The organism is Pseudocitrobacter corydidari, from assembly GCF_021172065.1.
Classification (GTDB): domain Bacteria; phylum Pseudomonadota; class Gammaproteobacteria; order Enterobacterales; family Enterobacteriaceae; genus Pseudocitrobacter; species Pseudocitrobacter corydidari.
The window spans coordinates 2,828,676-2,855,056 of record NZ_CP087880.1 but is presented as its reverse complement, the minus strand read 5'-3'; the positions used below and the strand labels follow the sequence as shown (position 1 = coordinate 2,855,056).

27 protein-coding genes and 1 tRNA gene are annotated in these 26,381 nt (G+C 47.0%); 19 read left to right on the top strand and 9 right to left on the bottom strand.

Annotated features, from left to right (window positions below; genetic code table 11):
• Position 1: 1 nt before the first annotated feature.
• Complete coding sequence (pepD, locus tag G163CM_RS13330) at positions 2 to 1,459, bottom strand: cytosol nonspecific dipeptidase (RefSeq protein ID WP_231825299.1); 1,458 nt, start codon at positions 1,457 to 1,459, stop codon at positions 2 to 4.
• Positions 1,460 to 1,712: 253 nt separating this feature from the next.
• Between pepD and gpt the strand changes: the two genes are divergently transcribed.
• The 3 genes from gpt (at position 1,713) to crl (ending at position 3,981) form a co-directional block, all read left to right on the top strand.
• Positions 1,713 to 2,171, top strand: coding sequence for a xanthine phosphoribosyltransferase (gene gpt / locus G163CM_RS13325; RefSeq protein ID WP_015965764.1), 459 nt, complete (start codon positions 1,713 to 1,715; stop codon positions 2,169 to 2,171).
• Positions 2,172 to 2,277: 106 nt separating this feature from the next.
• Complete coding sequence (gene frsA / locus G163CM_RS13320) at positions 2,278 to 3,522, top strand: esterase FrsA (protein ID WP_231825298.1); 1,245 nt, start codon at positions 2,278 to 2,280, stop codon at positions 3,520 to 3,522.
• A gap of 57 nt (positions 3,523 to 3,579) precedes the next feature.
• Positions 3,580 to 3,981, top strand: a complete 402-nt coding sequence (gene crl, locus G163CM_RS13315; protein ID WP_231825297.1) for a sigma factor-binding protein Crl — start codon at positions 3,580 to 3,582, stop codon at positions 3,979 to 3,981.
• Between the two features lie 102 nt (positions 3,982 to 4,083).
• Here the strand turns inward: crl and phoE are convergent, their stop codons facing one another.
• The gene (phoE, locus tag G163CM_RS13310; protein WP_015965761.1) at positions 4,084 to 5,148 is read right to left on the bottom strand and encodes a phosphoporin PhoE; all 1,065 of its coding nucleotides are present in this window, start codon (positions 5,146 to 5,148) and stop codon (positions 4,084 to 4,086) included.
• A 298-nt stretch (positions 5,149 to 5,446) separates the two neighbouring features.
• Between phoE and proB the strand changes: the two genes are divergently transcribed.
• From proB to G163CM_RS13290, 4 genes are all read left to right on the top strand, one after another.
• Positions 5,447 to 6,550, top strand: a complete 1,104-nt coding sequence (gene proB / locus G163CM_RS13305) for a glutamate 5-kinase (RefSeq protein ID WP_107193098.1) — start codon at positions 5,447 to 5,449, stop codon at positions 6,548 to 6,550.
• Between the two features lie 10 nt (positions 6,551 to 6,560).
• Entirely contained in the window at positions 6,561 to 7,814 is a 1,254-nt protein-coding gene (gene proA / locus G163CM_RS13300; RefSeq protein ID WP_231825296.1) for a glutamate-5-semialdehyde dehydrogenase, read from the top strand.
• 116 nt (positions 7,815 to 7,930) lie between these two features.
• A tRNA-Thr gene (locus G163CM_RS13295) sits at positions 7,931 to 8,003 on the top strand.
• 722 nt (positions 8,004 to 8,725) lie between these two features.
• Positions 8,726 to 9,409, top strand: coding sequence for a hypothetical protein (locus G163CM_RS13290; RefSeq protein ID WP_040078591.1), 684 nt, complete (start codon positions 8,726 to 8,728; stop codon positions 9,407 to 9,409).
• A gap of 39 nt (positions 9,410 to 9,448) precedes the next feature.
• On the opposite strand, the gene G163CM_RS13285 is transcribed toward G163CM_RS13290, so the two are convergent.
• On the bottom strand, positions 9,449 to 9,658 hold the full coding sequence (locus G163CM_RS13285) for a hypothetical protein (RefSeq protein ID WP_040077018.1): 210 nt from the start codon (positions 9,656 to 9,658) through the stop codon (positions 9,449 to 9,451).
• A 55-nt stretch (positions 9,659 to 9,713) separates the two neighbouring features.
• The gene (locus tag G163CM_RS13280) at positions 9,714 to 10,274 is read right to left on the bottom strand and encodes a tyrosine-type recombinase/integrase (RefSeq protein WP_040077016.1); all 561 of its coding nucleotides are present in this window, start codon (positions 10,272 to 10,274) and stop codon (positions 9,714 to 9,716) included.
• Between the two features lie 1,942 nt (positions 10,275 to 12,216).
• On the opposite strand from G163CM_RS13280, the gene G163CM_RS13275 reads away from it, so the two are divergent.
• From G163CM_RS13275 to G163CM_RS13255, 5 genes are all read left to right on the top strand, one after another.
• Positions 12,217 to 12,663 (top strand): hypothetical protein, encoded by a 447-nt coding sequence (locus G163CM_RS13275; RefSeq protein WP_209417910.1) that lies wholly within the window; start codon positions 12,217 to 12,219, stop codon positions 12,661 to 12,663.
• Positions 12,664 to 12,750: 87 nt separating this feature from the next.
• Entirely contained in the window at positions 12,751 to 12,954 is a 204-nt protein-coding gene (locus G163CM_RS13270) for a hypothetical protein (protein WP_209417911.1), read from the top strand.
• Positions 12,929 to 13,618: a hypothetical protein gene (locus G163CM_RS13265; RefSeq protein ID WP_231825295.1), complete on the top strand. Its 690-nt coding sequence runs from the start codon at positions 12,929 to 12,931 to the stop codon at positions 13,616 to 13,618. Before G163CM_RS13270 ends, G163CM_RS13265 begins: the two co-directional genes overlap by 26 nt.
• A 15-nt stretch (positions 13,619 to 13,633) precedes the next feature.
• Positions 13,634 to 14,116 carry a hypothetical protein gene (locus G163CM_RS13260; protein ID WP_231825294.1) on the top strand — a complete coding sequence of 161 codons (483 nt, stop codon included), beginning with the start codon at positions 13,634 to 13,636 and terminating at the stop codon, positions 14,114 to 14,116.
• A gap of 167 nt (positions 14,117 to 14,283) precedes the next feature.
• The gene (locus G163CM_RS13255; protein ID WP_231825293.1) at positions 14,284 to 14,619 is read left to right on the top strand and encodes a hypothetical protein; all 336 of its coding nucleotides are present in this window, start codon (positions 14,284 to 14,286) and stop codon (positions 14,617 to 14,619) included.
• Between the two features lie 62 nt (positions 14,620 to 14,681).
• Here G163CM_RS13255 and G163CM_RS13250 read toward each other — a convergent pair whose 3' ends face one another.
• Together G163CM_RS13250 and G163CM_RS13245 are read right to left on the bottom strand one after the other, a co-directional pair.
• Positions 14,682 to 15,794 (bottom strand): helix-turn-helix domain-containing protein, encoded by a 1,113-nt coding sequence (locus tag G163CM_RS13250; protein ID WP_209417914.1) that lies wholly within the window; start codon positions 15,792 to 15,794, stop codon positions 14,682 to 14,684.
• 9 nt (positions 15,795 to 15,803) lie between these two features.
• On the bottom strand, positions 15,804 to 16,523 hold the full coding sequence (locus G163CM_RS13245) for a hypothetical protein (RefSeq protein ID WP_231825292.1): 720 nt from the start codon (positions 16,521 to 16,523) through the stop codon (positions 15,804 to 15,806).
• Positions 16,524 to 17,282: 759 nt separating this feature from the next.
• Here G163CM_RS13245 and G163CM_RS13240 point away from each other — a divergent pair.
• The 3 genes from G163CM_RS13240 to G163CM_RS13230 all read left to right on the top strand — a co-directional run bounded on the left by G163CM_RS13240 (position 17,283) and on the right by G163CM_RS13230 (position 18,968).
• The gene (locus G163CM_RS13240) at positions 17,283 to 17,633 is read left to right on the top strand and encodes a hypothetical protein (protein WP_040077009.1); all 351 of its coding nucleotides are present in this window, start codon (positions 17,283 to 17,285) and stop codon (positions 17,631 to 17,633) included.
• A gap of 23 nt (positions 17,634 to 17,656) precedes the next feature.
• Positions 17,657 to 18,697, top strand: coding sequence for a major capsid protein (locus tag G163CM_RS13235; RefSeq protein WP_231825291.1), 1,041 nt, complete (start codon positions 17,657 to 17,659; stop codon positions 18,695 to 18,697).
• A gap of 64 nt (positions 18,698 to 18,761) precedes the next feature.
• Positions 18,762 to 18,968, top strand: a complete 207-nt coding sequence (locus G163CM_RS13230) for a hypothetical protein (protein WP_032102841.1) — start codon at positions 18,762 to 18,764, stop codon at positions 18,966 to 18,968.
• Positions 18,969 to 18,988: 20 nt separating this feature from the next.
• Here the strand turns inward: G163CM_RS13230 and G163CM_RS13225 are convergent, their stop codons facing one another.
• The 3 genes from G163CM_RS13225 to G163CM_RS13215 all read right to left on the bottom strand — a co-directional run bounded on the left by G163CM_RS13225 (position 18,989) and on the right by G163CM_RS13215 (position 21,691).
• Complete coding sequence (locus tag G163CM_RS13225) at positions 18,989 to 19,753, bottom strand: DarT1-associated NADAR antitoxin family protein (RefSeq protein WP_223866203.1); 765 nt, start codon at positions 19,751 to 19,753, stop codon at positions 18,989 to 18,991.
• A complete protein-coding gene (locus G163CM_RS13220; protein ID WP_032102845.1) occupies positions 19,701 to 20,342 on the bottom strand; it encodes a DarT ssDNA thymidine ADP-ribosyltransferase family protein in 642 nt (213 codons plus the stop codon). Before G163CM_RS13220 ends, G163CM_RS13225 begins: the two co-directional genes overlap by 53 nt.
• Positions 20,343 to 20,488: 146 nt before the next feature.
• Positions 20,489 to 21,691: a site-specific integrase gene (locus G163CM_RS13215; protein WP_231825290.1), complete on the bottom strand. Its 1,203-nt coding sequence runs from the start codon at positions 21,689 to 21,691 to the stop codon at positions 20,489 to 20,491.
• Positions 21,692 to 22,005: 314 nt separating this feature from the next.
• Here G163CM_RS13215 and G163CM_RS13210 point away from each other — a divergent pair, with 314 nt between their 5' ends.
• From G163CM_RS13210 to G163CM_RS13195, 4 genes are all read left to right on the top strand, one after another.
• Complete coding sequence (locus tag G163CM_RS13210) at positions 22,006 to 23,190, top strand: tyrosine-type recombinase/integrase (RefSeq protein WP_231825289.1); 1,185 nt, start codon at positions 22,006 to 22,008, stop codon at positions 23,188 to 23,190.
• A 224-nt stretch (positions 23,191 to 23,414) separates the two neighbouring features.
• Complete coding sequence (locus G163CM_RS13205) at positions 23,415 to 23,972, top strand: dsDNA nuclease domain-containing protein (RefSeq protein ID WP_231825288.1); 558 nt, start codon at positions 23,415 to 23,417, stop codon at positions 23,970 to 23,972.
• A 62-nt stretch (positions 23,973 to 24,034) separates the two neighbouring features.
• A complete protein-coding gene (locus tag G163CM_RS13200) occupies positions 24,035 to 24,523 on the top strand; it encodes a hypothetical protein (RefSeq protein WP_231825287.1) in 489 nt (162 codons plus the stop codon).
• A gap of 8 nt (positions 24,524 to 24,531) precedes the next feature.
• A complete protein-coding gene (locus G163CM_RS13195; RefSeq protein WP_231825286.1) occupies positions 24,532 to 26,295 on the top strand; it encodes a hypothetical protein in 1,764 nt (587 codons plus the stop codon).
• The last annotated feature ends 86 nt before the right edge of the window (positions 26,296 to 26,381 follow it).

The following is a 26,381-nucleotide window of genomic DNA, read 5'->3' as shown; positions in this document are numbered from 1 at the left end:
ATTACTTCGCCGGAATGGCTTTCAGCAGTTCAGTCAGCAGCGTCCAGTAGTGGCCCACGCTTTCGATATGAACCTGCTCATCCGGGGAGTGCGGGCCCGTAATGGTTGGCCCGATGGAGACCATGTCCATTTCCGGATACGGTTTTTTGAACAGACCGCACTCCAGACCTGCGTGGATAACCTGAATGTTCGGCGTCTTGTTGAACAGACGCTGATAGGTTTCACGCACCAGATGCATCACCGGAGAGTTTGCGTCCGGCTGCCAGCCTGGGTAGCTGCCTTTGGCTTCGGTTTTCGCGCCAGCCAGTTTACCCAGTGAATCCAGCATGCTGACCACGTACTCTTTACCGGTGTCGATAAGCGAACGAATCAGGCAGTGGATTTCCACGTTGTCGTCAGTCATGGTCACAACGCCGACGTTCAGGGAGGTTTCAACCACGCCTTTTGCCACGTCAGAGTTGCGGATCACCCCGTTCGGCGTGGCGTTCAGCAGGCGAACGAAAGCATCGCGAGACTGTGCGGTCAGCGCGGCTTTATCATTGCTGACGGACTCCAGCAGCACGGTCAGGTTCTTCTCTTTCTCAGCCAGTTCGTTTTTCAGGATATCCTGATACTGGCCTACCAGCGCCTTCAGCGATTCTACTTTATCCGCCGCCACAGCAACGGTAGAGAACGCTTCACGCGGAATGGCGTTACGCAGCGTACCGCCGTTGAAGTCTACCAGTCGTAGATCCAGCTCTTCCGCGTGCCCTGCCAGGAAACGTACCAGCAGTTTGTTGGCGTTGCCCAGGCCGACGTGGATTTCGCCACCGGAGTGGCCGCCTTTCAGGCCTTTCAGCGTCAGCTTAAAGCTCTGGAAGCCCGCCGGAATGGCTTCGCGATCGAGGTGCAGATTGGACGTAAAATCGATACCGCCCGCGCAACCCATATAGATTTCACCCTCTTCTTCAGAGTCGGTGTTAATCAGGATATCCGCCTGCAGCCAGTTGGCTTTCAGGCCGAACGCACCGTCCATGCCCGCTTCTTCGGTCATGGTCAGCAGCACTTCCAGCGGGCCGTGCTCAACGTTATCGTCAGCCAGTACCGCCAGCGCGGAAGCCATACCGATACCGTTGTCGGCGCCCAGCGTGGTGCCGCGTGCTTTTACCCACTCGCCATCGATATACGGCTGGATAGGATCTTTGGTGAAGTCATGAACGGTATCGTTATTTTTCTGCGGCACCATATCGAGGTGCGCCTGCAGAACGACCGGTTTGCGGTTTTCCATTCCGGCGGTTGCGCCTTTACGAATCAGAATGTTACCGACTTCGTCGCGTTCCGTATGGAAACCTTTTTCTTTCGCCCAGCCGATGATGTGTTCAGCCAGTTGCTCTTCGTGATAAGACGGGTGAGGAATAGAACAAATTTTGGCAAAAATATCCCACAGCGGTTGCGGGGAGAGTTGAGACAGTTCCGACACGATGAGTCTCCTTACGGCGTTATGCATCTGGAATTAGAGTAATAAATAGCGAAACAGACACCACAAGCTGCGCTTGCGAGATAGGGTCGAGAATACCACTTTCTGTCTTCTCTGGTAGAACAAACCACGGAAAAAGAGGGGCAGAGTGCCCTTAAGGCTGGTTTTTAGTGCGTCAGATCTCTATAATCTCGCGCAACCTATTTCCCCCTTGAACACTTTTTAAGCCGTATAACACAGGCTGGGATATTTTCACATGAGCGAAAAATACGTCGTCACCTGGGACATGTTGCAGATTCACGCCCGCAAACTGGCAAGCCGTCTGTTACCTGTTGAACAGTGGAAAGGCATCATTGCCGTTAGCCGTGGGGGTCTGGTACCAGGCGCTTTGCTGGCACGTGAACTGGGCATTCGTCATGTTGATACCGTTTGCATCTCCAGCTACGACCACGACAACCAGCGTGAGCTGACCGTCCTGAAACGCGCTGAAGGCGACGGTGAAGGCTTTATCGTGATCGACGATCTGGTTGATACCGGCGGCACCGCAGTGGCTATCCGCGAAATGTATCCTAAAGCTCACTTCGTCACTATCTTCGCAAAACCGGCTGGTCGCCCGCTGGTTGACGATTATGTGATTGATATCCCGCAGGATACCTGGATTGAACAGCCGTGGGATATGGGCGTGGTCTTCGTACCGCCTATCGCTGGCCGTTAATTCCCGCAATAAATGCGATTCCAGCGCCCGGCAATGCCGGGCGTTGTTTTTTTTGCTGTCCGGCGCGTTACAATAGTCTAAAGCTCGTATTCATGGAGATCATGCGATGTCAGAGGCGAATCTTAGCGAAACCCTGTTCAAACCGCGTTTCAAACACCCTGAAACCTCCACGCTGGTGCGTCGATTTAACCCGGGGAGCGATCCTGCGGTGCAGTCTGCGCTTGACGGTAAAACCGTCCCGCACTGGTATCGTATGATTAACCGTCTGATGTGGATCTGGCGCGGTATCTCGCCGCAGGAAATTCTGGATGTGCAGGCGCGTATCGTGATGAGCCAGGCCGAGCGCACCGACGAAGGCATGCTCGACACGGTGGTCGGCTATCGCGGCGGCAACTGGATCTACGAGTGGTCAACTCAGGCGATGCAGTGGCAGCAAAAAGCGACACAGGAAGATGACCCGCTGCTCAGCGGCCGCCACTGGCTGCATGCGTCCAATCTCTACAGCATTGCGGCTTATCCGCATCTGAAAGGCGACGATCTCGCTGAACAGGCGCAGGTGCTGGCGAATCGCGCTTACGCCGAAGCGGCTAAACGTCTGCCGGGTGAAATGCGTGAGCTGGAAATTCCTATTCCGGGCGGATCGCCGGTCAGCGCATTCCTGCACATGCCAAAAGGCGACGGCCCGTTCCCGACGGTGCTGATGTGCGGCGGGCTCGACGGCCTGCAAATTGATTACTACAGCTTATATGAACACTACTTCGCACCGCTGGGTATTGCCATGCTCACCCTGGATATGCCGTCGATTGGCGGTTCATCGAAGTGGAAACTCACCCAGGACTCCAGCTATCTGCATCAGCACGTGCTGCGCGAACTGCCGAACATTCCCTGGGTTGATCACACGCGCGTTGCGGCGTTTGGTTTCCGCTTCGGCGCGAACGTGGCGGTGCGCCTGGCGTATCTCGAATCTCAGCGCCTGCGCGGCGTGGCCTGCCTTGGCCCCATCGTGCACTGCCTGTTGAACGACCCGCTGCGTCAGGGCCGGGTGCCGGAAATGTATCTTGATGTGCTGGCTTCGCGTCTCGGTATGCATGACGCCTCCGATGAAGCGCTGCGTATCGAACTCAATCGTTACTCACTGAAAACGCAGGGTTTACTGGGCCGCCGTTGCCCCACACCGATGCTCTCCGGCTACTGGAACAACGATCCGTTCAGCCCGGAAGAGGAGTCACGCCTTATCGTTTCCTCCTCGTCAGAGGGTAAACTTCTGAACGTGCCGTTCAACCCGGTGTACCGTAATTTCGACAAAGCACTGAAAGAAATTGCAGGGTGGATCAATAATAGATTTAGTTAATAGATTGCTAAATTTTATTGATTTGGTAAAACAGTTGCATCACCAAAGGAGATCGCAATGACGTTACCAAGTGGACACCCGAAGAGCAGACTGATTAAAAAACTCACTGCGTTAGGCCCTTACATCCGTGAGGAGCAGTGTGAAGAGAACCGCTTCTTTTTCGATTGCCTTGCTGTATGTGTGAACGTTAAGCCAGCGCCTGAAAGCCGAGAATTCTGGGGATGGTGGATGGAAATGGAAGCGGAAGAAGACCGTTTCACCTACAGCTACCAGTTTGGTCTGTTCAATAAAGATGGCAAATGGCAGGCAACGCCGATTAACGATCCTGAAATTAATGAGCGCGTAGAGCAAACGTTACGCGGGTTTCACGAGCGCGCCCGTGAGTTACTGGCAACATTAGACCTGAAGCTGGAACCGGCAGACGGTTTTGACGACGAGCCGATGCGTTTATCTGCTTAACGCGATGAGATTATGCCGGATAAGGCATTTATGCCGCATCCGGCAATAACAAAGCGCACGTTGTCAGCAATTTGAGCCCACCTTACCAGGCGGGCCTTTTTATCAGAACTGGTAAGTCATCCCCAGCGCGACGATATCATCGTCGTTAATACCGAGTTTATTATCGCTTTTCAGCTGGTTGATGCGGTAATCAACAAACGCGGACATATTCTTGTTGAAGTAATAGGTCGCACCCACGTCAATATAATTCACCAGGTCTTCGCTACCGATGTTCTCAATATCTTTGCCTTTAGATAAGACATAGCCCAGCGATGGGCGGAAACCGTTATCGAACTGATACTGTGCGACGACCTCAAAGTTTTGTGCTTTATTAGCAAAACCACCTGAAATTGGCGTCATGTTGCGGGTTTCAGAATAGAACGTCGCCAGATAAATATTATTGGCGTCATATTTCAAGCCTGTAGCCCAGGCTTCCGCTTTATTACCTTGACCACGCGGGGCAAGGGCTGCATTTTGCTGATCCGCCGTACGGTCAGAAGAGGTATATGCGCCGCTGATGGCGAAATCGCTGCCGCCAAAGTCATAGGCAAGTGAAGTGCCAAAACCGTCGCCATTTTGTTTCTTCACATCGCGGTTTTCGTTTTTCCCCTGATATTGCAGGGTTAAATCAAGACCGTCCACCACGCCGAAGAAATCGGTATTGCGATAGGTCGCCAGGCCACTGGCGCGTTTGGTCATAAAGTTATCGGTTTGCGCGGAGGAGTCACCGCCGAACTCCGGGAACATATCGGTCCAGGCTTCAACGTCATACAGCGCGCCCAGGTTACGACCATAATCGAAAGAACCGAAATTCTTCAATTTCAGACCGGCAAAGGCCAGACGTGTTTTTTGTGTTGAATCGCTTTCGGTTTTATTGCCGGAGAATTCAGATTCCCAGCGGCCATAGCCGGTTAAATCTTCATTAATCTGCGTTTCGCCTTTAATACCGAAACGCACGTAAGTCTGGTCACCGTCTTTGCTATCATAATCACTGATATAATGCATGGCCTTTACTTTGCCGTACACATCCAGTTTATTGCCATTCTTGTTATACACCTCAGCCGCCTGTACTGCGGAAGTGGTGGTTAACGCGCTAATCATCATTAATGCCAGAGTGCTTTTTTTCATTTTCCTTTCCTGATTTTTTAATAAGACAAAATTTATAAAAATGTATCCAGATGAAAAAACAGGAAGGGTTGTAACGTTTCTCAATGAAAGATTTATGACAATGTCAGGGGAATGTCAGAATTATATTAAAAAAGTGCCGTTAATTAGATTTGTCATAAAAGCGTCAAAACGTGCGGTTAAGCTTACTGATCGCGCGCAATAAAATCCCTCGCTTTCCGCGCTGCCTGTTGGCAAGCGGGCTGACTCCTGATAAAACGTGAGTTTGGTTTCATTTTTTCACTTTTAACGGCAGAGAATCATGAGTGATAGTCAGACGCTGGTGGTCAAACTGGGCACCAGTGTTTTAACGGGCGGATCGCGCCGCCTGAATCGCGCGCATATCGTTGAACTGGTTCGCCAGTGTGCTCAGCTTCACGCGGCCGGGCATCGAATTGTCATTGTAACGTCAGGGGCAATTGCCGCCGGGCGCGAGCATCTGGGTTACCCTGAACTGCCCGCGACTATCGCTTCAAAACAACTGTTGGCCGCTGTTGGCCAGAGCCGCCTCATTCAATTGTGGGAACAACTGTTCTCTATTTACGGCATTCACGTCGGGCAGATGCTGCTCACCCGCGCGGATATGGAAGACCGGGAACGCTTCCTTAACGCGCGTGACACCCTGCGCGCGCTGCTCGATAACAATATCGTACCGGTGATTAACGAGAACGATGCGGTCGCCACTGCTGAAATTAAAGTCGGCGATAACGACAACCTGTCTGCGCTGGCGGCGATTCTGGCCGGTGCCGACAAACTGCTGCTGCTGACCGATCAACAGGGCCTCTTCACCGCCGACCCGCGCAGCAATCCGGATGCCAAACTGATTACCGACGTGCACGGCATCGATGATGCGCTGCGCGCCGTCGCGGGCGACAGCGTCTCTGGCCTCGGCACGGGCGGGATGGGCACCAAATTGCAGGCCGCCGATGTCGCCTGCCGCGCCGGTATCGAAACCATTATCGCCGCAGGCAGTCGCCAGGGCGTGATTGGCGACGTAATGGCGGAAGTCTCCGTCGGTACGCGCTTCCACGCGCAGGACACGCCGCTGGAGAACCGCAAACGCTGGATCTTCGGCGCACCGCCGGCAGGCGAAATTACCGTCGATGAAGGCGCAACCTCCGCTATTCTGGAACGCGGAAGTTCATTACTTCCAAAAGGCATTAAAAACGTGACCGGTAACTTCTCTCGTGGTGAAGTGATCCGTATTCGCAGTCTTGAAGGACGGGATATCGCGCACGGCGTTAGCCGCTACAACAGCGACGCGCTGCGTCTTATTGCCGGACACCACTCACAGCAAATCGATGCTATTCTCGGCTATGAGTACGGCCCGGTTGCCGTCCATCGTGACGATATGATCACCCGCTAAGGAGTTCACCATGCTCGAACAAATGGGCATTGCTGCCAAACAGGCTTCTTATAGGCTGGCGCAGCTATCGAGCCGTGAAAAGAATCAGGCTCTGGAAAAAATTGCTGATTATATGGAAACATACAGCGCAGAGATCCTCGACGCTAACCAGCAGGATCTGGCTGACGCGCGCGCCAACGGCCTGAGCGACGCGATGCTCGACAGGCTGGCACTTACCCCGGCGCGTCTCTCCGCCATCGCCAGCGATGTGCGCCAGGTTTGCACGCTTGCCGATCCGGTAGGGCAGGTGATTGACGGCGGGCTGCTCGACAGCGGCCTGCGCATCGAGCGTCGCCGCGTCCCGCTCGGCGTGATTGGCGTGATTTATGAAGCGCGCCCGAACGTCACCGTTGACGTCGCCAGCCTGTGCCTGAAAACCGGCAACGCGGCGATTCTGCGCGGTGGAAAAGAGACGCATCGCACCAACGCCGCCACGGTGAAGGTCATCCAAAAAGCATTGCAGGAGTGCGGCTTACCGGCGGGCGCTGTTCAGGCGATCGACAACCCGGATCGCGCGCTGGTCAGCGAAATGCTGCGCATGGATAAATACATCGATATGCTGATCCCACGCGGCGGCGCGGGTCTGCATAAACTGTGCCGCGAACAATCGACGATCCCGGTGATCACCGGCGGGATTGGCGTGTGTCATATCTATGTGGATGACACGGCTGAAATTGAACCAGCGCTGAAAATCATCGTTAACGCTAAAACCCAGCGTCCGAGCACCTGTAACACGGTGGAAACGCTGCTGGTGAATCAGAATATCGCGGAACGTTTTCTGCCCGCGCTGAGCAAGCAGATGGCGCAGAGCGGTGTGACGCTACACGCGGCAGACAACGCTATGGCGCTGTTAAAAGCGGGCCCGGCACAGGTAGTGGCGGTAAAAGCGGAAGAGTTCGATAACGAATTTCTGTCGCTGGATCTTAACGTGAAGGTAGTGGCTGGCCTGGACGACGCCATCGCCCACATCCGCGAGCATGGCACTCAGCACTCCGACGCCATCCTGACGCGCACCCTGAGCAACGCCAACCGCTTCGTCAACGAGGTCGACTCCTCGGCAGTCTACGTGAACGCCTCCACGCGCTTCACCGACGGCGGTCAGTTCGGCCTGGGCGCAGAAGTGGCCGTCAGCACGCAAAAACTGCACGCGCGCGGCCCAATGGGCCTCGAAGCGCTGACCACCTATAAGTGGGTTGGCTTCGGTGACGATACCATTCGTGCCTAATTAACGCCGGGTGATGCAAAAGTAGCCATTTGATTCTCAAGGCCATTGACGCATCGCCCGGTTAGTTTTAACCTTGTCCACCGTGATTCGCACTCGTGAACACGTCCTGTTTCAGGGCCGATATAGCTCAGTTGGTAGAGCAGCGCATTCGTAATGCGAAGGTCGTAGGTTCGACTCCTATTATCGGCACTCACACAACAAAATCCTTTAAAAACAATAACTTAAGACGATTTTCGCTCTCAAGGTACAACCTTTTTTTAAGGGATTCTATGACCAACAGTTGCCGCTATGGTTAACAGTGGCTATTAAGGGATGTTAGCACGTAGCGGCCTGTAGTTGTAAAGCTCGAACAGGTACAAAGCGTGAACAGTCCACACGAACCGCTATCAACTCGAAGCTGACGACGCTGCCAACGTCTCTAAATCCTCCCGAAACAGATTGATCACACGCATTTAAGCCCGATGTGTGGCCGTATGAGCCACGTAAACAGGTGAATAGTGGTAAACGTACCTGCACACGACATGCAGGCTCTGCCAGCGCTTCGCTCACGCTCCGAAAGGTACACGAGCACCCTGATAAGGTGTGATCTCTCTGACAATCTGATTTGGTCACTGGTGACTTTCGCAAAGCGAAACCAACTAGGTTGTCCTGATGAAGTCGCTACGCTCCGCTTGTTGCTTGTACCACTAACGGGGCTTTATGGCTTCTATTGCATTTTATTTCTTAGGCGGTATAGTGAACTTAGGCACCCGCCTAAGTTTTGGGCAGCTTAAAAAAGGTAGCAGTACCCCCACATTGATTTTAAACCTTCTTCATAGTGTCGGATCTGGCAAATGGTTGAGGGTAACAAAATGTCCAATACCAAACCTTAAATGATTGCCAAGAGATCTGATACGCCGGAGTGGTTTATCATGAATGCTGCTATCCAATCTATCTGCTACAACATTTCCCAACATCCTGAAGTCAGTAATACCACGTTGAAACGTTCTCACCTTCACGAGGTGATTGCTGCTCTTTTAGGGTATGCCAGTCATGCGGCACTCATCCAGGAAGGAAAAGACGCCTCACAAGAATATGAATTCTCTGATGCTGAATTTGTGGTGCTGAATCTACCGATGGGTACAGAAAGAGCGAGTAAGTTTCTTCTCACCAATGAAATTTTCCGCATTTGTGTCTTGGAACTAAAGTCAGGGATGCCTGTACCCGTATTTGAGTCCGTAGAGGATTTTTATGATGATAAGGTTCGGGAACTGCTCGAAGAAGCAATATATCAAGAAGCAGGAGAATCAGGGGCGATGGATGAGAGTAACGCTTACTTCGACTACCTCCCTGACATGGATTATAAGCTTGAAACCAGTGGCAATCTCTGGACTTCAGTTGATGAATGGTCAATTGCAGATACTGGTACGCTCTCAGGCGAATACGATCCTGAGGGGGATCGGATGTATAACGGACATACCTTAAATGTTAAAGGTAAGTTCATTTTTGCAAAGGCAGGTCGTGCTGGCCTAGTGTTATTAGATGATAGCACTGAATGTTTTATATGGCCTGATGAGTCTTGGCGCGATTATGAACCGTTAGAGGCAGAAGGTTAACTTTCTGTAGATAGTCCAGCCAGTCATATTATTGACTGGCTACTTTTCGTTGTCCCAGGTTGAGAACGTCTTCGAATACGGGCAGGACTGCGAATGCGTCACCAGCGTGAACAAGTAAATGCTGTTTTCGTAAGTACAAAGCCGTTTTCCGCCCTGTAACTCTTGTTCGTCGGGGTTGCTCATGGTGATTTTTCCTGCTTGAGCCGCCAACGGCAGCAGTGCCACAACACATAGTAAAACTTTCTTCATAGTTGCACCCTCAATGGTCGCCTTGCGATTTGCGAAGCAAAACCGTAAACGGTCGTTAATAATCGATTGCCTGGAATACGTCTTCAACATCCTTATCCATGATCCCACAATACGCCAGCGTGACCGCCTGCGATGAATGCCCGTACAGCTTCGTGAGCGTCGGCAGACTTACCCCACGTTTTATGGCGTGATAGCCAAGGTTCTTGCGTGGACTGTGCGCCGCAATGTGCAAATTGAGCATATCCCCGGCTTCTTTGAATTTGGCTGAGACCGTCACCCGGCTGATCGGTTTTCCTTTGGCCCGGTTGCTGTCCACTTCGAACAGGTATTCATGACCAGGATTATCAGCACGGCGTTGTGCTACCAGTTCAAGCGCTTTGGCAGTCAGCATGATCGAGCGGATTTTCCCTGTCTTCTGTTCCTTCAGGTTCAACACGTTTCCTTCGATGTGTTTAAAGTCGGTATAACGCAACTTGAGAGCGTCACCAATACGCGCCGCAGTCTGATTCAGGAACACCCACAAATCACCGTAGATAGCGTTGCTGTTATTCTGACGCAGTAGTCTTTCAACCTCTGCGATCTTCTCTTTGTCTCTGACTGGTTCGACCTTCTTCATTACGTCCCTCTCCGATGTTCAATATGTAAGTTAGGATGCAAATATTGATCATAACATGATCATTGTAAAGGATTTTTTATATGTTACTACACCCACTCCGGCGCTGTGGGAAACGAAAGTGGGGGCCACTCTTCAGATATTAGTGTCGGAAAATATCCGGTCTCACTTGGGGATTTGCTAGGCCGTCTCTCCGGTGGTTCAATAAAAATGAAACATCTTTTTGAAATATCTAAGGGCAGTCCTCTGCACACCACACATGCTGGCTCTGCCAGTGAATAATCCTTGCCTGATTCTGCATAAATTCTGCATAAGACGACCCTTGGAGTGTTCATTCACAACACAATCCTTAAGAATCAATAGTTTGCTAAATTACACATGTGCATTGTGTAAGTTAGAGGTGAGTTCTAATACCTGCCAGCAGTCCACTACGTCAGCCATCACCTGGTGATATTCACCGAGCCAGGCCGCCACTGTTTCGTACCATTTCCCACAACAATGTAAACAGCCACATCAATAGCCCAGCATACGCTCTCAGCGCTGCTCTACGGCGTTATTTCCACTGACACACCCATAGCACAGCGCCACGCTGAGAGGCTCTCACAGGCCTAGGAGTGGAAGGTTTTCAGTTGTTTTTTCGAAGAAAATTAATTTTTTCGGTATGGAAGGGCGGATCGGTGATTGTGTTTAGCCACACCACGACTGGCAAATCTGCCTAGGCCGTGCCATTACTGGCTTCACTGCATGCACCACACCATAACGCCCATAGGTACAGACTTGTTATTTGTACGTTTAGTGACCACTTTGGCATGATTAACTACGGATTACAGGCTATTTGAGGTGCATTTAATCTACTTTGTTCGCAGGATAGCCAATGATAAAGATCATCCACCAAATTTTCACAGAAAACTAGTATAGGGTTGCCAATCTTCAGCCAGCGCGGAGAATGGTCGGTACTTTCAGATGAAAGCGGGGGAGGGAGATGATCAATTCTCGGAGCGGATCAGGTGTCTGGACCGCCTCAGGTGTTGCCGTTGATTGTGCCATTGAAGCATGATCAAACCAGAAGTTTTCATCAGTGCGTTGGTCGCGTGGATGACTTGGAAAATTCTCACCCGGTGATACCTGCACGATTTTCGTGTACCCACCCCCTCGATTTTCGAGCACCTACCTGCACGATTTTCGAGTAGGGGGTAGTCGATTTTCGAGCACAATAATAATAAATAACAATCTCCATAAAAGAACTGATAAGAAAAGTACCTCCAGGTCGAGAGCACGGAATGACGGTTGGTCATTCTGTTAGTTTTAATAGTGATGCTTCTGCATCGCTCCGCTCAACAATGGCTGGTCAGCCACTTCAGATATGTTTGTGGTAAGAAGCTCACCTTCGCTGACGTGAAACAGCCACGCCATCTCGTGACCTTCTAACCCTCGTTAACACATCGCTCCGCTCTGTGACTCGGGTAACCCGACAGGCTACGCTCTCACTCTGTGTGGAAGCTGCGAACTTGTTCGCCATATGTGGATCGGAGCACGGCGTAGAGGACTGCTTTGCATCTGTCCGGTTCACTCCGGGGCGGGGCGGGTTAACTAACAGACCTCCTCAACGCCTCTCTACGGCGTTTAAACGGTGGTGGTGATACGTATGTACTCCTATGGTGACAAGTCCCCGCATGAAGCGATACAGAGCGACTTAGCCCTATTGGCAAAGATTTATTTGGATGATAATGTGATGATGGTTATTATATATTATAAAAACATAAATGATAATGATTGCTATTTACAAAGTGATCTGATACAATAGATCTTAGTAGGGTGATGATTTACCTACGAATCCTCGAATAATTTTGCCGTCATCACGACATCCCTTGTCAATCTCACGGCAATACAAAATGGGTACAAAAGACCTCCGCTAATAATTCTTTTAACAGAAACGGAGAACCCAATGAATAAACCAAAATCCCAACGTCTCGACCTGACCACTATGACAGGCGAGCAGATCGCTGATCTCATCCTGAACGGCAAATACACCAAATCAGCCTTGTGGGCCTTCATTAGTAGAAACGGCGGGGCAGACGCTGTGCATGCTCGACTTCCTCAGATTGCCGTCTGCCTGCATATCCTGAAGCAGGAGCGCAAAAAGGCAAAGCAGGCGCGAGCGTTTAAAACCATCCTTAAGCCGCTGAGTAATCAACGCGCTGCCGGAATGCCGTTGACCGAGATACTTCGCCCAATCCTGGAAGGTCATCGCCAGCTTTATCTGAACAAATTCAATCTTGCACTGACTCATGAGCAGATCATTATGCTGCTTGTGGCTGTCAGCGGTGCAGAAGAACTTGAAGCCTACGGTTATCCACTGGCTGGCGAATTCCCAACAGCAACCGCAGCCTAACAACACTGAACAAAACCTGATCCGGTTCGCCTTCTTGGTTACCACTGGAGAGGTTTCTTTTGTACCCAGAACGAGGAGGACACTTGAATGCACATCAAATTCCAGCAGCACATTTATCAAGCTCTACTGACTGAAGCTAACAGGCAGGATAAGCCCCTGGCACGGCTCTGTAATGAAATCTTGGAGACTGCCGCGAACATTTTCGACAACACACCAGACATCAAACCAGCATTAGCCAGCAAGGCGACACTTTACGGAGAACAGAATGAGCAAACAGAACCGGGACAGTAAGGATTTTGTAAAACTTGAATACAGCATTCTCGACCTTACCGAGTACAACGGCCTGACCATTAATGGCAACATGAAAATTTTGCTATCTCTGGTTTACAGCTATGACAAAACAGGCAGAACTTATTACGAGTCTGTTGGCATGATTGGTAAACGTTGCGGCTGCAAGCCCGAAGCCGTTCGTAATTTCAGGAACAAGCTTCGTGAAGCGGGAATGATCACTTTTGAGGAAGAGCAAGGGAGAACACACAAAATTTCTCCGGTCGAACTCGATCCATCGTTGATGGTTTTTCTTGACGATCATAATTCCACGCAGGTGAGTAATAGAAAAGTGGAAACCGAGGAGAGCGGTAAGAATGAGCAAAAACCTGTTATGGAATCTTTCGTGGTGGAATCTGCCGCGCCTGTTGTTGAACAAACCGGATCTTTACCTCCTGTGGATGTTCCTGTCGATGCTGATTTACCCGGTGGTGATGATTCATTACTGAGTGGGCCAGCCGGTGAGAATGTTGTTGAATTCCCTCGCCAGAAAGCCAGTTTTAAATCTGTAGCCCCAGATGATGAAGAGCCTGAGGAGAATTATCAGGAGTATGCGGGGTACATGGGGCAAGGCACTTACTATGAGCCACCCCAGACAGCCCAAGGCTGGAGCGAAGCCCCATTTTAACATTTGGAGGAATAATTGTGTGAGAACGTAACTGGCAACAGCCACTCTCTGGCTGACCAGAAAAAACCAGATTTAGAGCGTCTTTTTAAAAAGCGCCGCCGTGATGAGGATATTGTTAAAACCGCTAAGGCACTCCTTGTGCATGGCATGACCCCCGGCAAAGTTGCCTTGTTATTACGTCTTGATCCTGAGTTTGTAGCTGAACTGGCTAAGACATGGAATCCCAAGTTTCGAAAGGTGAAATACACCAGTCAGTACGCAACTAAGCGAACTGTACGCCAATATTTCGACTCGGGTGCAATGCTCGGAAAAATCTGTGCTGACCTCCAGTTACCTCTATTTTCTGTGATCGCGTTTCTTCAACGTGACGGAGTGAGCGATCAGGAAATGGCATCCCGAATGCCTGTTAGTGACGATCCGTTGTTCATTGAGTACCGGAAGACTATTTCACGCAAGCAGGCAGCGCCCCAACGCCGATCACCACGCCTGCATTACTAAAACCCTGAAAGGGTTAACAGCAATTGCTGTTAATCGCCTTGCGATGCACTGACCCAACCCCAGCCGGGGAAACTTGACCCTATTTGAATATTTATCCTTTCTGCCGTTAGCGGTAGCCGTATTTCTATGGCTTCGTGACGGCCTGGACCTCTACAGGAAACATAAAAATGAAAAACGTAAACGACATCCGCGCCGATATTCTCGCCGCAATGCAGGCCGCTGCCGAACCGGAGAGCGGAGATCTGAATAAAAGCGCCCACCAGGTGTTGGCTGATGCTATCGAGGGATATCTGACCGCTTCGACTGCAACAGCCAGCAAATCAGCCCCGAAAGGTGGCAAGGCTATCAAAAGCAAAGGCATAGCTTTAACCGCTGCCGTTCAGGGTGGACCCGCTAACCTCCGTCCGGTCAGTCTCATGATGAAGAGCAAGATCGAAGATCTGACTAATGAACAGTGGTTAGCGCTAAAGTATTTAGGCTACCAGATCAACAGGTTAGCTTAATATGAGATTAACGGACTCGAGCTAAATACGGCGGAGTAAACCGCCGATTGTCGCATATAGGATTATTTGACAAGACTTAAATGAGGTGGTCGTTTGTGTTTGATCGACGACGAAAGGCCGTCCCCAGCTATGGCCTCCATGAAGAAGCGATTGTTAAATGTGAGCGCGCCTATTTCATCAGCGGGGAAGCGCAGCTGTTTAAGTATTTCGACACGCTTTACTCCCTGAGAGTGCAACGATGTAAAGACTTTTTCCAAAATCAACGACTTCTCTCGTTCTGGCATGCCCTGGGGTTCCCCAGTACGGTAACCACGGCGGTTGAGTTCTATCGCCAGTTGTCTGTAATGCCATTCAGAAGACAAACCGACATCAAAGGTACGTCGAACTAGAGCCGCTAGGGACACTTTCCAATTTTTCTTCAATAAAACAAGCTGGTCTAGGCTAGGCATCCTTGGTACTGAGGCTAAGATACTACGCTCAGGCATCAATAACGCCGAAGCAAAGCGATCTGCATCCTGTTCAGCTTGGCGACCATTGTTGCTGGAGTGTTTGTGCAGAACCAAATGACCAAGCTCATGAGCAGCGTCAAAGCGGCTGCGTTCTGGAGTTTTCATTGTATTCAGCAGAACAAAGGGTTTTTCGTCCATCCAAAATGAAAAAGCATCTACTTCAACGCAATTTTCAGCAAGTGAGAATACCCTGACGCCATTAGCTTCAAGCAAATGAATTATGTTCGAAATTGATAGTTCACCAATACCCCAGGCTTCTCTAACTGCTCTAGCAGCACGCTCCGGCTCAGAATATCCGTCGAAACTACAATCAGGGATGTTGGGCTTCGGTAACTTGAATTGCCCATCAATCCATGCCGATAATTCTTGTGCTAGTTTGCCAGCGCCGAGTGCCGAATCACGTTTTTGGGCGCTTAACTTTGTCATTGCACGAAAACTGACGGCTTCGGGCGTCAATGAAGGAACATCCCGATCGAGGAAAAATTCGATAGGATATTCCAAAACAGAAGCGATTCTTTCCATACTATCGCTGGCAATTGGCTCGAAGATACCTGCTTTTTCATAGTTAGAAATGGTCTTGCTGGTTAATCCAGCAGCTTCAGCTAGCGCTCTTTGAGTCAGGCCTCTCCGTTCTCTTGCTATACGTAAACGCTCTGAATTAAACATGGTGCATCTTTAGCCTGTTTTCAAAATATCAAGATCAATATCTGGTGTAAACTGAGGAGTCTCACCACCCTGAACCATTGGATCTGGCTGATGGGCATTAAGAATCAAACGAGTAGAAAAACTGTTAACAACATTTTTGTCATTGTAGGAAACAGGTCGGGACAGCTCCGCGCGAATACCTACACGGTTGAATTCATCCAGTTCATCAAAATCGTAAAGTAAGAACCATAAGTCCCGTCCGATTTTGTTCGGGAGTAATGGGACAACCTCACCTTCTGGCAGGTCTAAATCTAATTTGAGCTGGTTATCATCCAGCATTAGTTTCCCCTGACCAGGGTGGTTATTATGGATTAGCCCCATGAGTTCACGAGTAAAGTCTCCTTTCTTCATACGTGACTCAGGATAGCCATGAACCAAACCCGTTTGATCGCAGCCACGGCAGAGATAAATCGCCACCGTTTTACTAATAGTCAATTCAACGTTTCGTAGAGACAATCGCTTGAACCCCTTCGGAGCAAGGATATCTCTGGCAGCGCTTACCCCTTCACCGTAAAAGTACTGTCCGCGAGACGTTACGGGGTGATTTTGTGTAGTGGAATAGCGACCAGACAAACCACGCTCAAGAATGCGTATAAGGTCGTTTTGACTGAGATTCAGAGGTTGCAAGTAAGATTCGATATCATTCGGATCAGCCAATACTACGGTTTTTTCGAGATTATGAGAGTACATCGGTATAGGCCTCATGATTATTTTCTGTTTTTTATACCTCAATTGAGGGAGGAAAACAAGAAAATAACTGGATGAATAGACAGATGTGACTTCTTTACTCCACTTAAATTTGCTAACTCTTCTGATGCTGTTGGAAGTGGATACCGGTATAGCTTCATAGAACTTTATAGCTCTTACACATAGTAATGATGTAACCTTTTGATTGTAAAATTAATAATTAAATGATAAAATAGTTTATATTGGTTATTATTATCATTGAATCCTTTCCTGCTGTGATTGCTCTCTAGATTATCGGCCTGAAAAGGCTATGCCATGGCGGCAACCCAATAAAAGATTAAGATTCGCCTTTAGCATCTGTGGACGGGTTTAAAACTATGTTTTAAATCGCGTTGCGATGTCATAGGGCGTACAAAGTCCGGGCCACTGGTCTGGATTTGCCATTAAATCCGGCGCTCTCCTCGTCGGTCATCTTGCCATGATGCAAACTGGCATTGAGTGCGGCAGCGAAGATATGAGGTCTCCCGCTGCTGCGCTCCCTCATTCCTGAAGCGTGACTCACCGATCATGCTTTCCATATCTCTCCATCAGAAAACTACTGACCTACACCAGGCGGGATATTCTCGCCTTGGTCTTTTTCTGTATGGAAAACGAAGTGAACGAAGTCGCTGATAGCGGCTTTCTTTTCGCCCCTCAATGGCAAATTTGCCAGAGAAATAATAACGCCATCATTGGCGATGACCTGAATGGAGATTCAAGACTATGAAACTGGAAGATTATCCAAAAACGTATAACAACGTGGTGAAAAATTCGGCATATGCCAATTTTGACCGCAGAACGATTGTATTCGCGACACTCGCACAGGCTGTGGAACCAGGTTCCGTGGTGACCTCTACCGGAACGCTTTACACCTCTGGGACTGATGCGCTTCTGTGCCTCTCCTACGCTGAGGCAGGTTCTGATGTTCCTGTCATCGTGGCTGACCGCCTGATTTATGTGTACCCAGAAGCAATCCGCGCCGTAATGGGTTCAGCAACAAATGCAGCACTAGCAGCATTGACCGCCAACGGAAACATTCGCCTGACCTCTGACGATGCTGTCATCGCAGAATAACAAACAAGAAAAGGACTTCAAAAATGGCTATTAAATCATTCGATTATGTTAATTACAGCAAGGTCTTCCGTACTCAGGTTCCGCAGAGCAATTTACTGCTGACTCACCTTGATGTATTTGCAGACCGTCAGATCGCAGATTCCCACAAAGTTAGTATGGATCGTATCCAAGAGGCATCTATTGGTGTGGATGCGCCATTGATGCGTTTCAGTTCGGAGTGGGGGACTATCGAGAAGCCGACAGCAGGCTCGTATTTATACGAATTGCCTTGGTCTGGTGTGACTGACCGTGTGACTTCGGCAGATCTCAAAGGTTACCGTAAACCTGGCAGCACTATGGAGCAGTCTCTTGATGAGATTGAGGCCAATAAGTTTATTCAGATGCGTGCCAAGTTTGAGCGCTCACGTGAATATGCCTATTGGCAGGCTTTGATTTTCAATAAAGTTAACGCTTGGGGTACTCAGCAAAATGAGATCGATTGGGCTGTAGAATTCTCCCTGAACCAGCGAACCGCTGATTTGCACCAAGGTGTGAATGATGACCCGATGCGCGACATTGACGATCAGGTTAGCGCCACTAAAGCGCTGATGGGTGGACTAACTCAATATCTGCGTGGTTGGGTTCTGCTGTGCGGATCTGATGCCTACCGTGCTGTGAGATATTCTCCTCAGATTCGTGAATTGCTAGTTTATTCAAACGGGCTGGTTGGTTCTGATGTGCTGTTCCCGTCTGATGTTCTGCCAGGCTTTAGTTCGTTTATGCTGGGTTCTGTGCGTCTGATCGAAGTCAGCGATTCAGCATTCAGCGGTATCAAGTCAAACGAGGCTTTCCTTGTTCCGGTCTTTGGAAATGCTCCGGTTGAGCAGAGTTCCCCTATGGGACGCTTCATTGGTCCATGTGCTCGCCATCTTGAAATCTCCGCTTCTGGTGATGTTGAAGATTGGTACGCATACAGAGCTTTCGACGAGTTACGAAATCGGAATTTATATAGTGAATACAGCCTCATGGCATACAACTTCAGGCCGGATCTGGTCTGTAAGATGACGCTATTACCAACAGCATAAAAAGCGGTTTGCGGGAGCGCATTGCTCCCGCTGCCAGGCGAGGCAAAGGAAAGGAGATACACACATGCACATGAAACTGTTCAATTCTAAAGGTCTGCCACTTCTGGCAATGAGTCTTGATAATCGATCCGATAACTGGTTGAATCTGTCAGCCATTGCGAGATATTTCGACGTTCCACGCAGCACTTTTTTGCAGCGGGTGAATGATTACGGTTGGGAATCAGCACTTGCTCATTATGAGCAGCATCGAAAGATTAAACTGAAACATTGAGGCCGGGTTAATCCCGGCTTTCAAAACCCAAAGCCCGATTGAGTTGTTTCATCTTGAAGAGCATTACTTATTGATGCACTTTTGATCGTTTCTAGGAAACTCTCTTTAGATGCAATGGCATCATCAAGAATGCCTTGTTTGTATAATGAAACATATAATGCCGCAGAATATGCTTGGCAATTTATCGAGCGCTCAGGATTGAACTCTATGTCAGTAAATGCTGAATATTCAATTAGTTGCTCTGCTAGCTCGGTACTTTTTTTCAATGCACTTATATACAGCCAATCATAAAATGCAGTACGTGGCTCCAGTTCCCATTCTTTACCAAAAAATTTGAATCCGGTCAGTCTGCCAGAGGTCAATAAACGCTTGTCCTTTTTGGCTTCGCGAGGAGTCATGTCGAACATGTCGGTATATGGACCCCCACGTTGGAACACTTTGCTACCTTGAAACGCACTTTCGATAGTTAATGTACGTTGCTGTTTCAGGGTCGTGAAAGAAAGGTTGAAAGCACTCAGTGCAACACCGAGGGTTTCACGGGACTTGCTGGAAATCTCAAGGATTTTGTCCACATTAGGCAGGCTTGTCTTTGCTGCTTCATGGAGCGAGTCAATTGATTTCTGCTTTTGTGAGACTGACATTCCCGGGAACCACGTAAAATCTACAAGCTCAGTTTTTACGAAGAGTGATTTTTCTTTAACAGGTATATATACGGGCCTTTGTGCCATTGTTTTACCACTTACGCTTAAATGAACGAGAACCAAATAAACCATTGGTTTTGTCATTAAGTATAATCTTTTTTTCTCCGAAGAGATTTTGGTAAAGTGTGTTTGCGGTTCTGCTATTGAAGGCCGCCCCTAAGATCAGTTCAGGTTCAATTACATCAAAAACTAACACTTCTGCTTGTTCGTCTGTTGGATCGGATGTTAAAAGTTTTTGACCATCTCGTGTTTCATACCCGTCTATCTCGCTAAACATTCCCGCAAGTGATTCAGGAAGCCTCAAATCATCCAATGCCTTGACGCTTATTCGAGCATCCGCAGCATTGTGGCGACAAAACGCGCAATCCTTTGTCCATAGAATAGATGGTTTGATACCTAACACCACCCAATCAACCCCTTGATTTTCCAGCCTATATTTGTAGAACATTCTGTGATTAGGAAAGGTGATAGAAAGAGACGTACCATCTAAATGACCATCAAGGCGAAGTTGATCATTAGTGGCAGGCGTGATACCAAACTCTCCAATCCGAGAAATCGGGACTATCCCATGTTCCATTATACTTGGAAGATTTTCGGCCTTAGTGAAATGTACCAGTTGAGTGATTCCTTGCTGTTCCACGATACGTTGGATCTGCTGAATTCGCTGAGTCATAGTCAATCCGTCCTTTTTTGTATCAATATATTTCCAAGTAAATAAAAAATGAAGCGAGATGATAATGATTTGAATTAATTAGCATTAAATTTTATTAAGTTATAACTATTGTTTTTTTTTGGCTGTTTTTATGGTGTGTTTTACTTTTATATGCTATGTGAGACAATGTCTACATAATCCGCCAACTCCTTCATGCTAGCCCCTTGGCTATAGGTGCGGAATGATTCGGTTTTCCCGCGCTCATGACCCACAATCAATGCGATCCTGTCCTCTGGGACTCCACCACGATCAAGCTGGCTGATGAACATTCCCCGCAGACTATGAAACACCTTCCGCTCAGTGCCTTTCTCACCCAACGCTTTACGTTTAGCCCGTGTAAATCGCTGTGTATGCCACGTTGAGCGCTTGCCGTCTGCACGTTCTGTGATGCTGGCATGGTAGAATAAGAAGCCATTGTGGTTGTTCTGGATGAGGTCTTTAACGAGTGTCGTCAATCGGCTATGAATTGGAACCAGGCGAGCCGCATTGCGTGTCTTACCCTCCGTCACCTCGAAACACCATACCCCCTCAACGGTTTTGATATTGCTGATTTGCAGAGAGCAGATTTCGTTAAGGCGCATACCGCTATACATTCCCACCATCGCAACGGCTTTCATCTCTTCATCAAGCACCGCATACACCTTAGCTAGTTCATCCCCGCTAAAGGGTTCGTAGCTTTCTCGATCATGGCGCACGTCCAGTTTGTGGCCCGCGAATACATTCTCTTTCGGCGCATCGTGATAACGGTTCTGAGCCAGTGCCACTAGTTGGGACAGACAGCCAAGATAATTCGCCAGTGTCTGGCTGGTTTTCTCCTGCTTGGCGCTGTCTAACCAATCGGTGACCATAGTCCTGTTGATTTCCTGCAACTGGAAATCCTTACGCCGGAAATGAGCCGTGAAGACCTCCACCGCCTTGATGTACTTGCTCAAGGTAGACAGCTTGCGCCTGTCACTGTGTTGGACAATAAATTCATCCCGCAGTTGGACAAGGGAAGGGCAAACACGAGCCGTGGCGAAGTCTATCCCATCATTTTGGCTTACATGCTGGTTGATAGAGCGCAGTTCCACCAGGACGCGATCAACACTGTTACGTTGTGGTTTTGGCTTGAGCCTGTCTCTGATAGCAAAAAATTCGTGCATGACTTTGTCACGAATGATTCGGGCTTCCCTGATATCTGCCGTGCCAGTTGTACGCATGAACGCTGTTCGATTCCCAAACAGGGAGCGCATATAAGGCGGGATGGTGACTTTAACGGAGTACACCGTAGAGTTTTCTTTAACAAGGTACGCATTAGGCTTGTATTTCATCTTTCCCCCGATCTAATATTCAGGGGCAACTGTGATCAGTTGTGTTAGCTTTGCCTTTCAGGAGCAGCGCATTCGGTTCGAAGAATCAATGACTTGTGAAACACGTCATTGGAATCGAAGGTCGTAGGTTCGACTCCTATTATCGGCACCATTTCAAACTCTTCCCAAGTCTACCGAAATCAACTAAAAGCCCGTATACTGCGGTTTCTGGCCCGTATCTTATCTCCTGTTATCAACTGGACTCAACCGAAATCAAGTCGCAGTTGGGGGCATAAGTGGGGGCATTCTGTGTTCGGTCCAGGGAGATGCCCCCAATGAAGCTTAATGCACGACAGGTAGATGCTGCTAAACCCAGAGAGAAAGCCTACAAGCTGGCTGATGGCGCTGGTTTGTATCTTGAAGTCGTTCCCTCTGGTTCTCGATACTGGCGAATGAAATATCGCTTCAATGGAAAAGAGAAGCGTATGGCTTTTGGTGTTTATCCAGCAGTGTCTCTCGCACAAGCGAGGGCACTACGTGATGAAGCCAAGAAAAAGCTGGCCGAGGGTATCGATCCGTCTTTCGCAAAGAAAGAAGAAAAGCTGGTTCGCGATGTGCAGCTCAATAATACGTTCCAGTCTGTGGCGCTTGAGTGGCACGGTACGAAGGTGAGCCGGTGGTCAGAAGGGTATGCTTCTGACATTCTGGAGGCCTTTAATAAAGATATTTTCCCCTATATCGGCCAACTGCCGGTGAATGAAATCAAACCGCTGGTTCTGCTTAATGTGCTACGTCGAATAGAAAGCCGTGGCGCGACAGAGAAGGCCAAAAAGGTCCGCCAGCGCTGCAGCGAAGTCTTTCGTTATGCCATAGTTACCGGTCGTACGGAATACAATCCTGCTGCGGATCTTACCAGCGCGATGTCAGGGCATGAATCGAAACATTATCCCTTCCTGACAGTTGAAGAGTTACCAGACTTCTTTAAAGCCCTATCCACCTATACAGGCAGCCCGCTAGTTGTTCTTGCCGCTCGGCTGCTGATCCTTACGGGAGTTCGCACCGGTGAGCTTCGAGGTGCTTTCTGGAGTGAGTTTGATCTTGAGAAAGCGGTGTGGGAAATACCTGAAGAGCGTATGAAGATGAAACGGCCTCATCTTGTACCCCTCTCTACCCAAGCGCTGGAAATCGTACAGCAGCTCAAAGTAATGTCTGGGCAATATCCACTGGTATTCCCAGGGCGAAATGATCCCCGCAAAACGATGAGCGAAGCGAGTATTAATCAGGTGTTTAAGCGGATTGGATATACGGGGAAGGTTACTGGACATGGTTTTAGGCACACGATGAGTACAATTTTGCATGAGGAAGGGTTTAATACGGCATGGATTGAAACCCAGCTGGCTCACGTTGATAAGAATGCGATTCGTGGGACATACAACCATGCATTGTATTTGGAAGGCAGAAGAGAGATGATGCAGTGGTATGCGGATTATATTGAAGCATCTCTAACTAAGGTTATATAAGCCTGTAAATAGGGAAAACGAGTTTTTAAAGTTTTCCCTAGAGGTGCCATCTTTCAACTGTATAAAAAAACAGTACATAAAACAGTGCATTAGATCACTAAAAATGATCTTACAAATTTATTTTTTTTGATTTTCGTGATACACATCGCTTTAAATGGTTTAATTTGCATCCACATCCATCACTGGATGACGATGGAAATTTTTAGCTGTTGTAGGAGAGCAGGGTGGCTAAAAATAAAGCGGCAAACGCTGGGGTTGATGCGTTAACAGGTTTTGAGTTTCAAAGAAACTGTGCGTTGTATCTTTTGTTAGATAATTACAATTCTTTTATCAATAAAGAGTTCTTTATTTGTATCGAACATCACGATGATTTTCTATTTTGTTATAAAACTGATTGTTTGAGTTATATAAACGAGATACATGCCTATCAAGCAAAGAAACTTAGCGGGAAAATATGGACTATCGATTCTAGGTTTTCTGAGATGGTATCTAAAATACTATTGGTAGGCGAAAACTTAAGAAATGATGCTTTTGAAAAAAGTGAAGATTATAAACACCAGCTAACATTTATATCAAATACAGAAATAGAATTAAAATACTCACCGTCAAAGTTGTTAAAAAAACAAGGTGTTACTGAGCAGGTATTAAGGGTTAATGAGCAAAACTCTATCTGTGTTTATGATGAATTGCATAAAAACATTCAGAATAAAATTGAAGAGAAAGTTACAGATATTTGTAATGAAGAATCTACTTTTTTTATCGTAAAGAACTACGTAACCTAAAAATTCAGTGGGTAGATTTCCCAAGAACTGCTGCAAAACAAAAAGAATCGCTTATTGGACTTATGTCTAGAAAATTTTCTCATATAGCTGACTCGAAAGCAGCCATTGAGGTAATACTTGCTCTATTTAGGAATGTGGAAACTGTATATAATCAAGGGCAGGAAATATGTCTACTCGATCCAACAAAAAGGGTTGAAGGCGAAGAAGTTAAGAAAGTTATGAATATAATTGATTCACAGCAAAAGGCATTCGATTATTGGCGTACCTCTGCACAGCAGTTCTCAATACAATTTAGAATACCCGTTAATATACAGAAAAATCATGAGGCTTATATAATTAATTCTTTTGAGCTGCTCAAGGATATGAGTAATTTTGACTTCCAGCTTATTAAAAATTTCGTTAGAAATAATGATTACACGGCTCAATATTACTCTCTTCAAGACATATTAACTGCATACATTGATGGTGTTAGAAAGTCTCACTCTATAAATTTGACTAACGTCGATATGTTTTTTGCAGTTCTGTGTTCGTACGTTGAGTGCTATGATTAAGGTAAGTCATGAAGACCATTATAAAGTTTGATAGATTGTTTGTCGTCTCTGAAAGTCATAATGTATATTTTGACCAGAGGTTTTCGAATGGGGTAAATATAATCAGTGGATGTAATACCTCAGGTAAAAGCACTCTGTTGCAGAGTATTTTATTCACCTTTGGAATTAATGATGTTAAAGATGGATTAAACGAAATAATTCGATACAATCCTATATTTAGATTGGATTTTAGTATCACAAAAAAAAGTGTAGAGAAGAAGTATGTAATATTGAGAGAGGCAGGGGTTATATATTTAAAAGAGGACGGTGGGAGTATTGTAAGTTTTAATGGAATAGATGCTGATAGTCGATTTGAACATGTGAAACTTAAAGATAAATTATCTCAGTTGTTTGGTTTTGGTATGCTTCTTGAACAGAAAGGTGAACTAAAAACAGCATCAATAGAATGTATTTTTCTTCCCTATTATATTTCCCAATCAGTCGGTTGGGTTTATTTAAGGGAGTCGTTCTCTAATCTCGGATTTTATAAGGACTTCAAAGATACATATCTTGATTACTATCTTGGTATAGAGAATTCCTTTGATAAAGAGTCTTTTTATCAACTAACAAAAGAGCGACTTCAACTTCAATCGAAAATCTCTTCATTAAATAAATATAGTAATGAACCTCGCTTGGTTATTTCTAAATTGTTGGATGAGGAGTTCGGTGAAGAAGCTCAAAGATACATTGATAGCTATATACATTTGGTGGCACTCTTAGATGAAGAACGTGATATTTATACTAATCTGAGTAATAAGTTATCATTAACAAAAAATCATATCAAGATCCTTAAAAGAACTAAAAGAAACATTAAACATCAAAATTATAATAATGTTGATCGTTGCCCTGCATGTACGCAAATATTGCCATATTCTTTAGAAGGCTTATATGGTTTTCATCAAAACATAAATGATACAGATAAATTATTAGAGCAGTTAAATATTAAGATTCAAAGTACGCAGTCCGACATTAACTCCTCTCTTACAAAAATTAAAAAACTAGAAATTGAAATATCGTCAAAGTACTCCTATTTTCTTGAGAAAAAATCACAAACAGTATCCGTTAATGAATGGATCGATAATAAGGCAAATGTACGCTTATTGAATAACATTCACAACGAGATAGAGGAACACACGAAGAGATCTGATGAGATTAAAGAGTTGATAGGTGAGATGGGTGAGGAGCAGTCTCTTTTTGTAGAGCGATCCCACAAAGAAAAAGATTTCAAAGATATTTTTCAAAAATATCTCAATGAGATGCAATTGTTTAATGTAAAAGAAGAAAGATATACTAACCTTTATAAAATTAATTCATTCCCTTTTCAAGGGGTTGAGCTTCACAAAACAGTAATGTCTTATCATTTTGCATTAAATGATTTGATAAGCAAAAGTGAGAATATACATCGACTTCCATTTATGTTAGACGCAATTCTTAAGGAGGACATCGATGATAGGAACTTTGACCTTATACTTTCCTTTGTAGGAAAGAACCTTCCAAAGGATACTCAATCATTTATATCAATTTCTGAATATTCTGAAGATAAACTCTTGAAAGATGGTAAAGAGGTTAGTGCATTTCGACGGGCTAGAGTTAAAAATATCAAGGACAGATATTTTCCAGATGATACGAACTTATTCTTTATTGGTGATGGGAAACACGAGAGAACATTTTTATCCAAACCGTTGGATCTGAATCTTGATATCTATGTTGATACTTGTCAGCTTACTGAATAAATCCCTGAAAAATATGAAGCGCGAAAATGTTCGCGTTTCATATTTATTTTTTTATTCATGTGTTTTTTTTGCGAATAACTTTATTT

Coding starts and splice junctions, on each gene's coding strand:
- gpt (WP_015965764.1), top strand. CDS start 1,713: ATGAGCGAAAAATACGTCGTCACCTGGGACATGTTGCAGATTCACGCC.
- frsA (WP_231825298.1), top strand. CDS start 2,278: ATGTCAGAGGCGAATCTTAGCGAAACCCTGTTCAAACCGCGTTTCAAA.
- crl (WP_231825297.1), top strand. CDS start 3,580: ATGACGTTACCAAGTGGACACCCGAAGAGCAGACTGATTAAAAAACTC.
- phoE (WP_015965761.1), bottom strand. CDS start 5,148: ATGAAAAAAAGCACTCTGGCATTAATGATGATTAGCGCGTTAACCACC.
- proB (WP_107193098.1), top strand. CDS start 5,447: ATGAGTGATAGTCAGACGCTGGTGGTCAAACTGGGCACCAGTGTTTTA.
- proA (WP_231825296.1), top strand. CDS start 6,561: ATGCTCGAACAAATGGGCATTGCTGCCAAACAGGCTTCTTATAGGCTG.
- G163CM_RS13290 (WP_040078591.1), top strand. CDS start 8,726: ATGAATGCTGCTATCCAATCTATCTGCTACAACATTTCCCAACATCCT.
- G163CM_RS13285 (WP_040077018.1), bottom strand. CDS start 9,658: ATGAAGAAAGTTTTACTATGTGTTGTGGCACTGCTGCCGTTGGCGGCT.
- G163CM_RS13280 (WP_040077016.1), bottom strand. CDS start 10,274: ATGAAGAAGGTCGAACCAGTCAGAGACAAAGAGAAGATCGCAGAGGTT.
- G163CM_RS13275 (WP_209417910.1), top strand. CDS start 12,217: ATGAATAAACCAAAATCCCAACGTCTCGACCTGACCACTATGACAGGC.
- G163CM_RS13270 (WP_209417911.1), top strand. CDS start 12,751: ATGCACATCAAATTCCAGCAGCACATTTATCAAGCTCTACTGACTGAA.
- G163CM_RS13265 (WP_231825295.1), top strand. CDS start 12,929: ATGAGCAAACAGAACCGGGACAGTAAGGATTTTGTAAAACTTGAATAC.
- G163CM_RS13255 (WP_231825293.1), top strand. CDS start 14,284: ATGAAAAACGTAAACGACATCCGCGCCGATATTCTCGCCGCAATGCAG.
- G163CM_RS13250 (WP_209417914.1), bottom strand. CDS start 15,794: ATGTTTAATTCAGAGCGTTTACGTATAGCAAGAGAACGGAGAGGCCTG.
- G163CM_RS13245 (WP_231825292.1), bottom strand. CDS start 16,523: ATGTACTCTCATAATCTCGAAAAAACCGTAGTATTGGCTGATCCGAAT.
- G163CM_RS13240 (WP_040077009.1), top strand. CDS start 17,283: ATGAAACTGGAAGATTATCCAAAAACGTATAACAACGTGGTGAAAAAT.
- G163CM_RS13235 (WP_231825291.1), top strand. CDS start 17,657: ATGGCTATTAAATCATTCGATTATGTTAATTACAGCAAGGTCTTCCGT.
- G163CM_RS13230 (WP_032102841.1), top strand. CDS start 18,762: ATGCACATGAAACTGTTCAATTCTAAAGGTCTGCCACTTCTGGCAATG.
- G163CM_RS13225 (WP_223866203.1), bottom strand. CDS start 19,753: ATGACAAAACCAATGGTTTATTTGGTTCTCGTTCATTTAAGCGTAAGT.
- G163CM_RS13220 (WP_032102845.1), bottom strand. CDS start 20,342: ATGACTCAGCGAATTCAGCAGATCCAACGTATCGTGGAACAGCAAGGA.
- G163CM_RS13215 (WP_231825290.1), bottom strand. CDS start 21,691: ATGAAATACAAGCCTAATGCGTACCTTGTTAAAGAAAACTCTACGGTG.
- G163CM_RS13210 (WP_231825289.1), top strand. CDS start 22,006: ATGAAGCTTAATGCACGACAGGTAGATGCTGCTAAACCCAGAGAGAAA.
- G163CM_RS13200 (WP_231825287.1), top strand. CDS start 24,035: ATGTCTAGAAAATTTTCTCATATAGCTGACTCGAAAGCAGCCATTGAG.
- G163CM_RS13195 (WP_231825286.1), top strand. CDS start 24,532: ATGAAGACCATTATAAAGTTTGATAGATTGTTTGTCGTCTCTGAAAGT.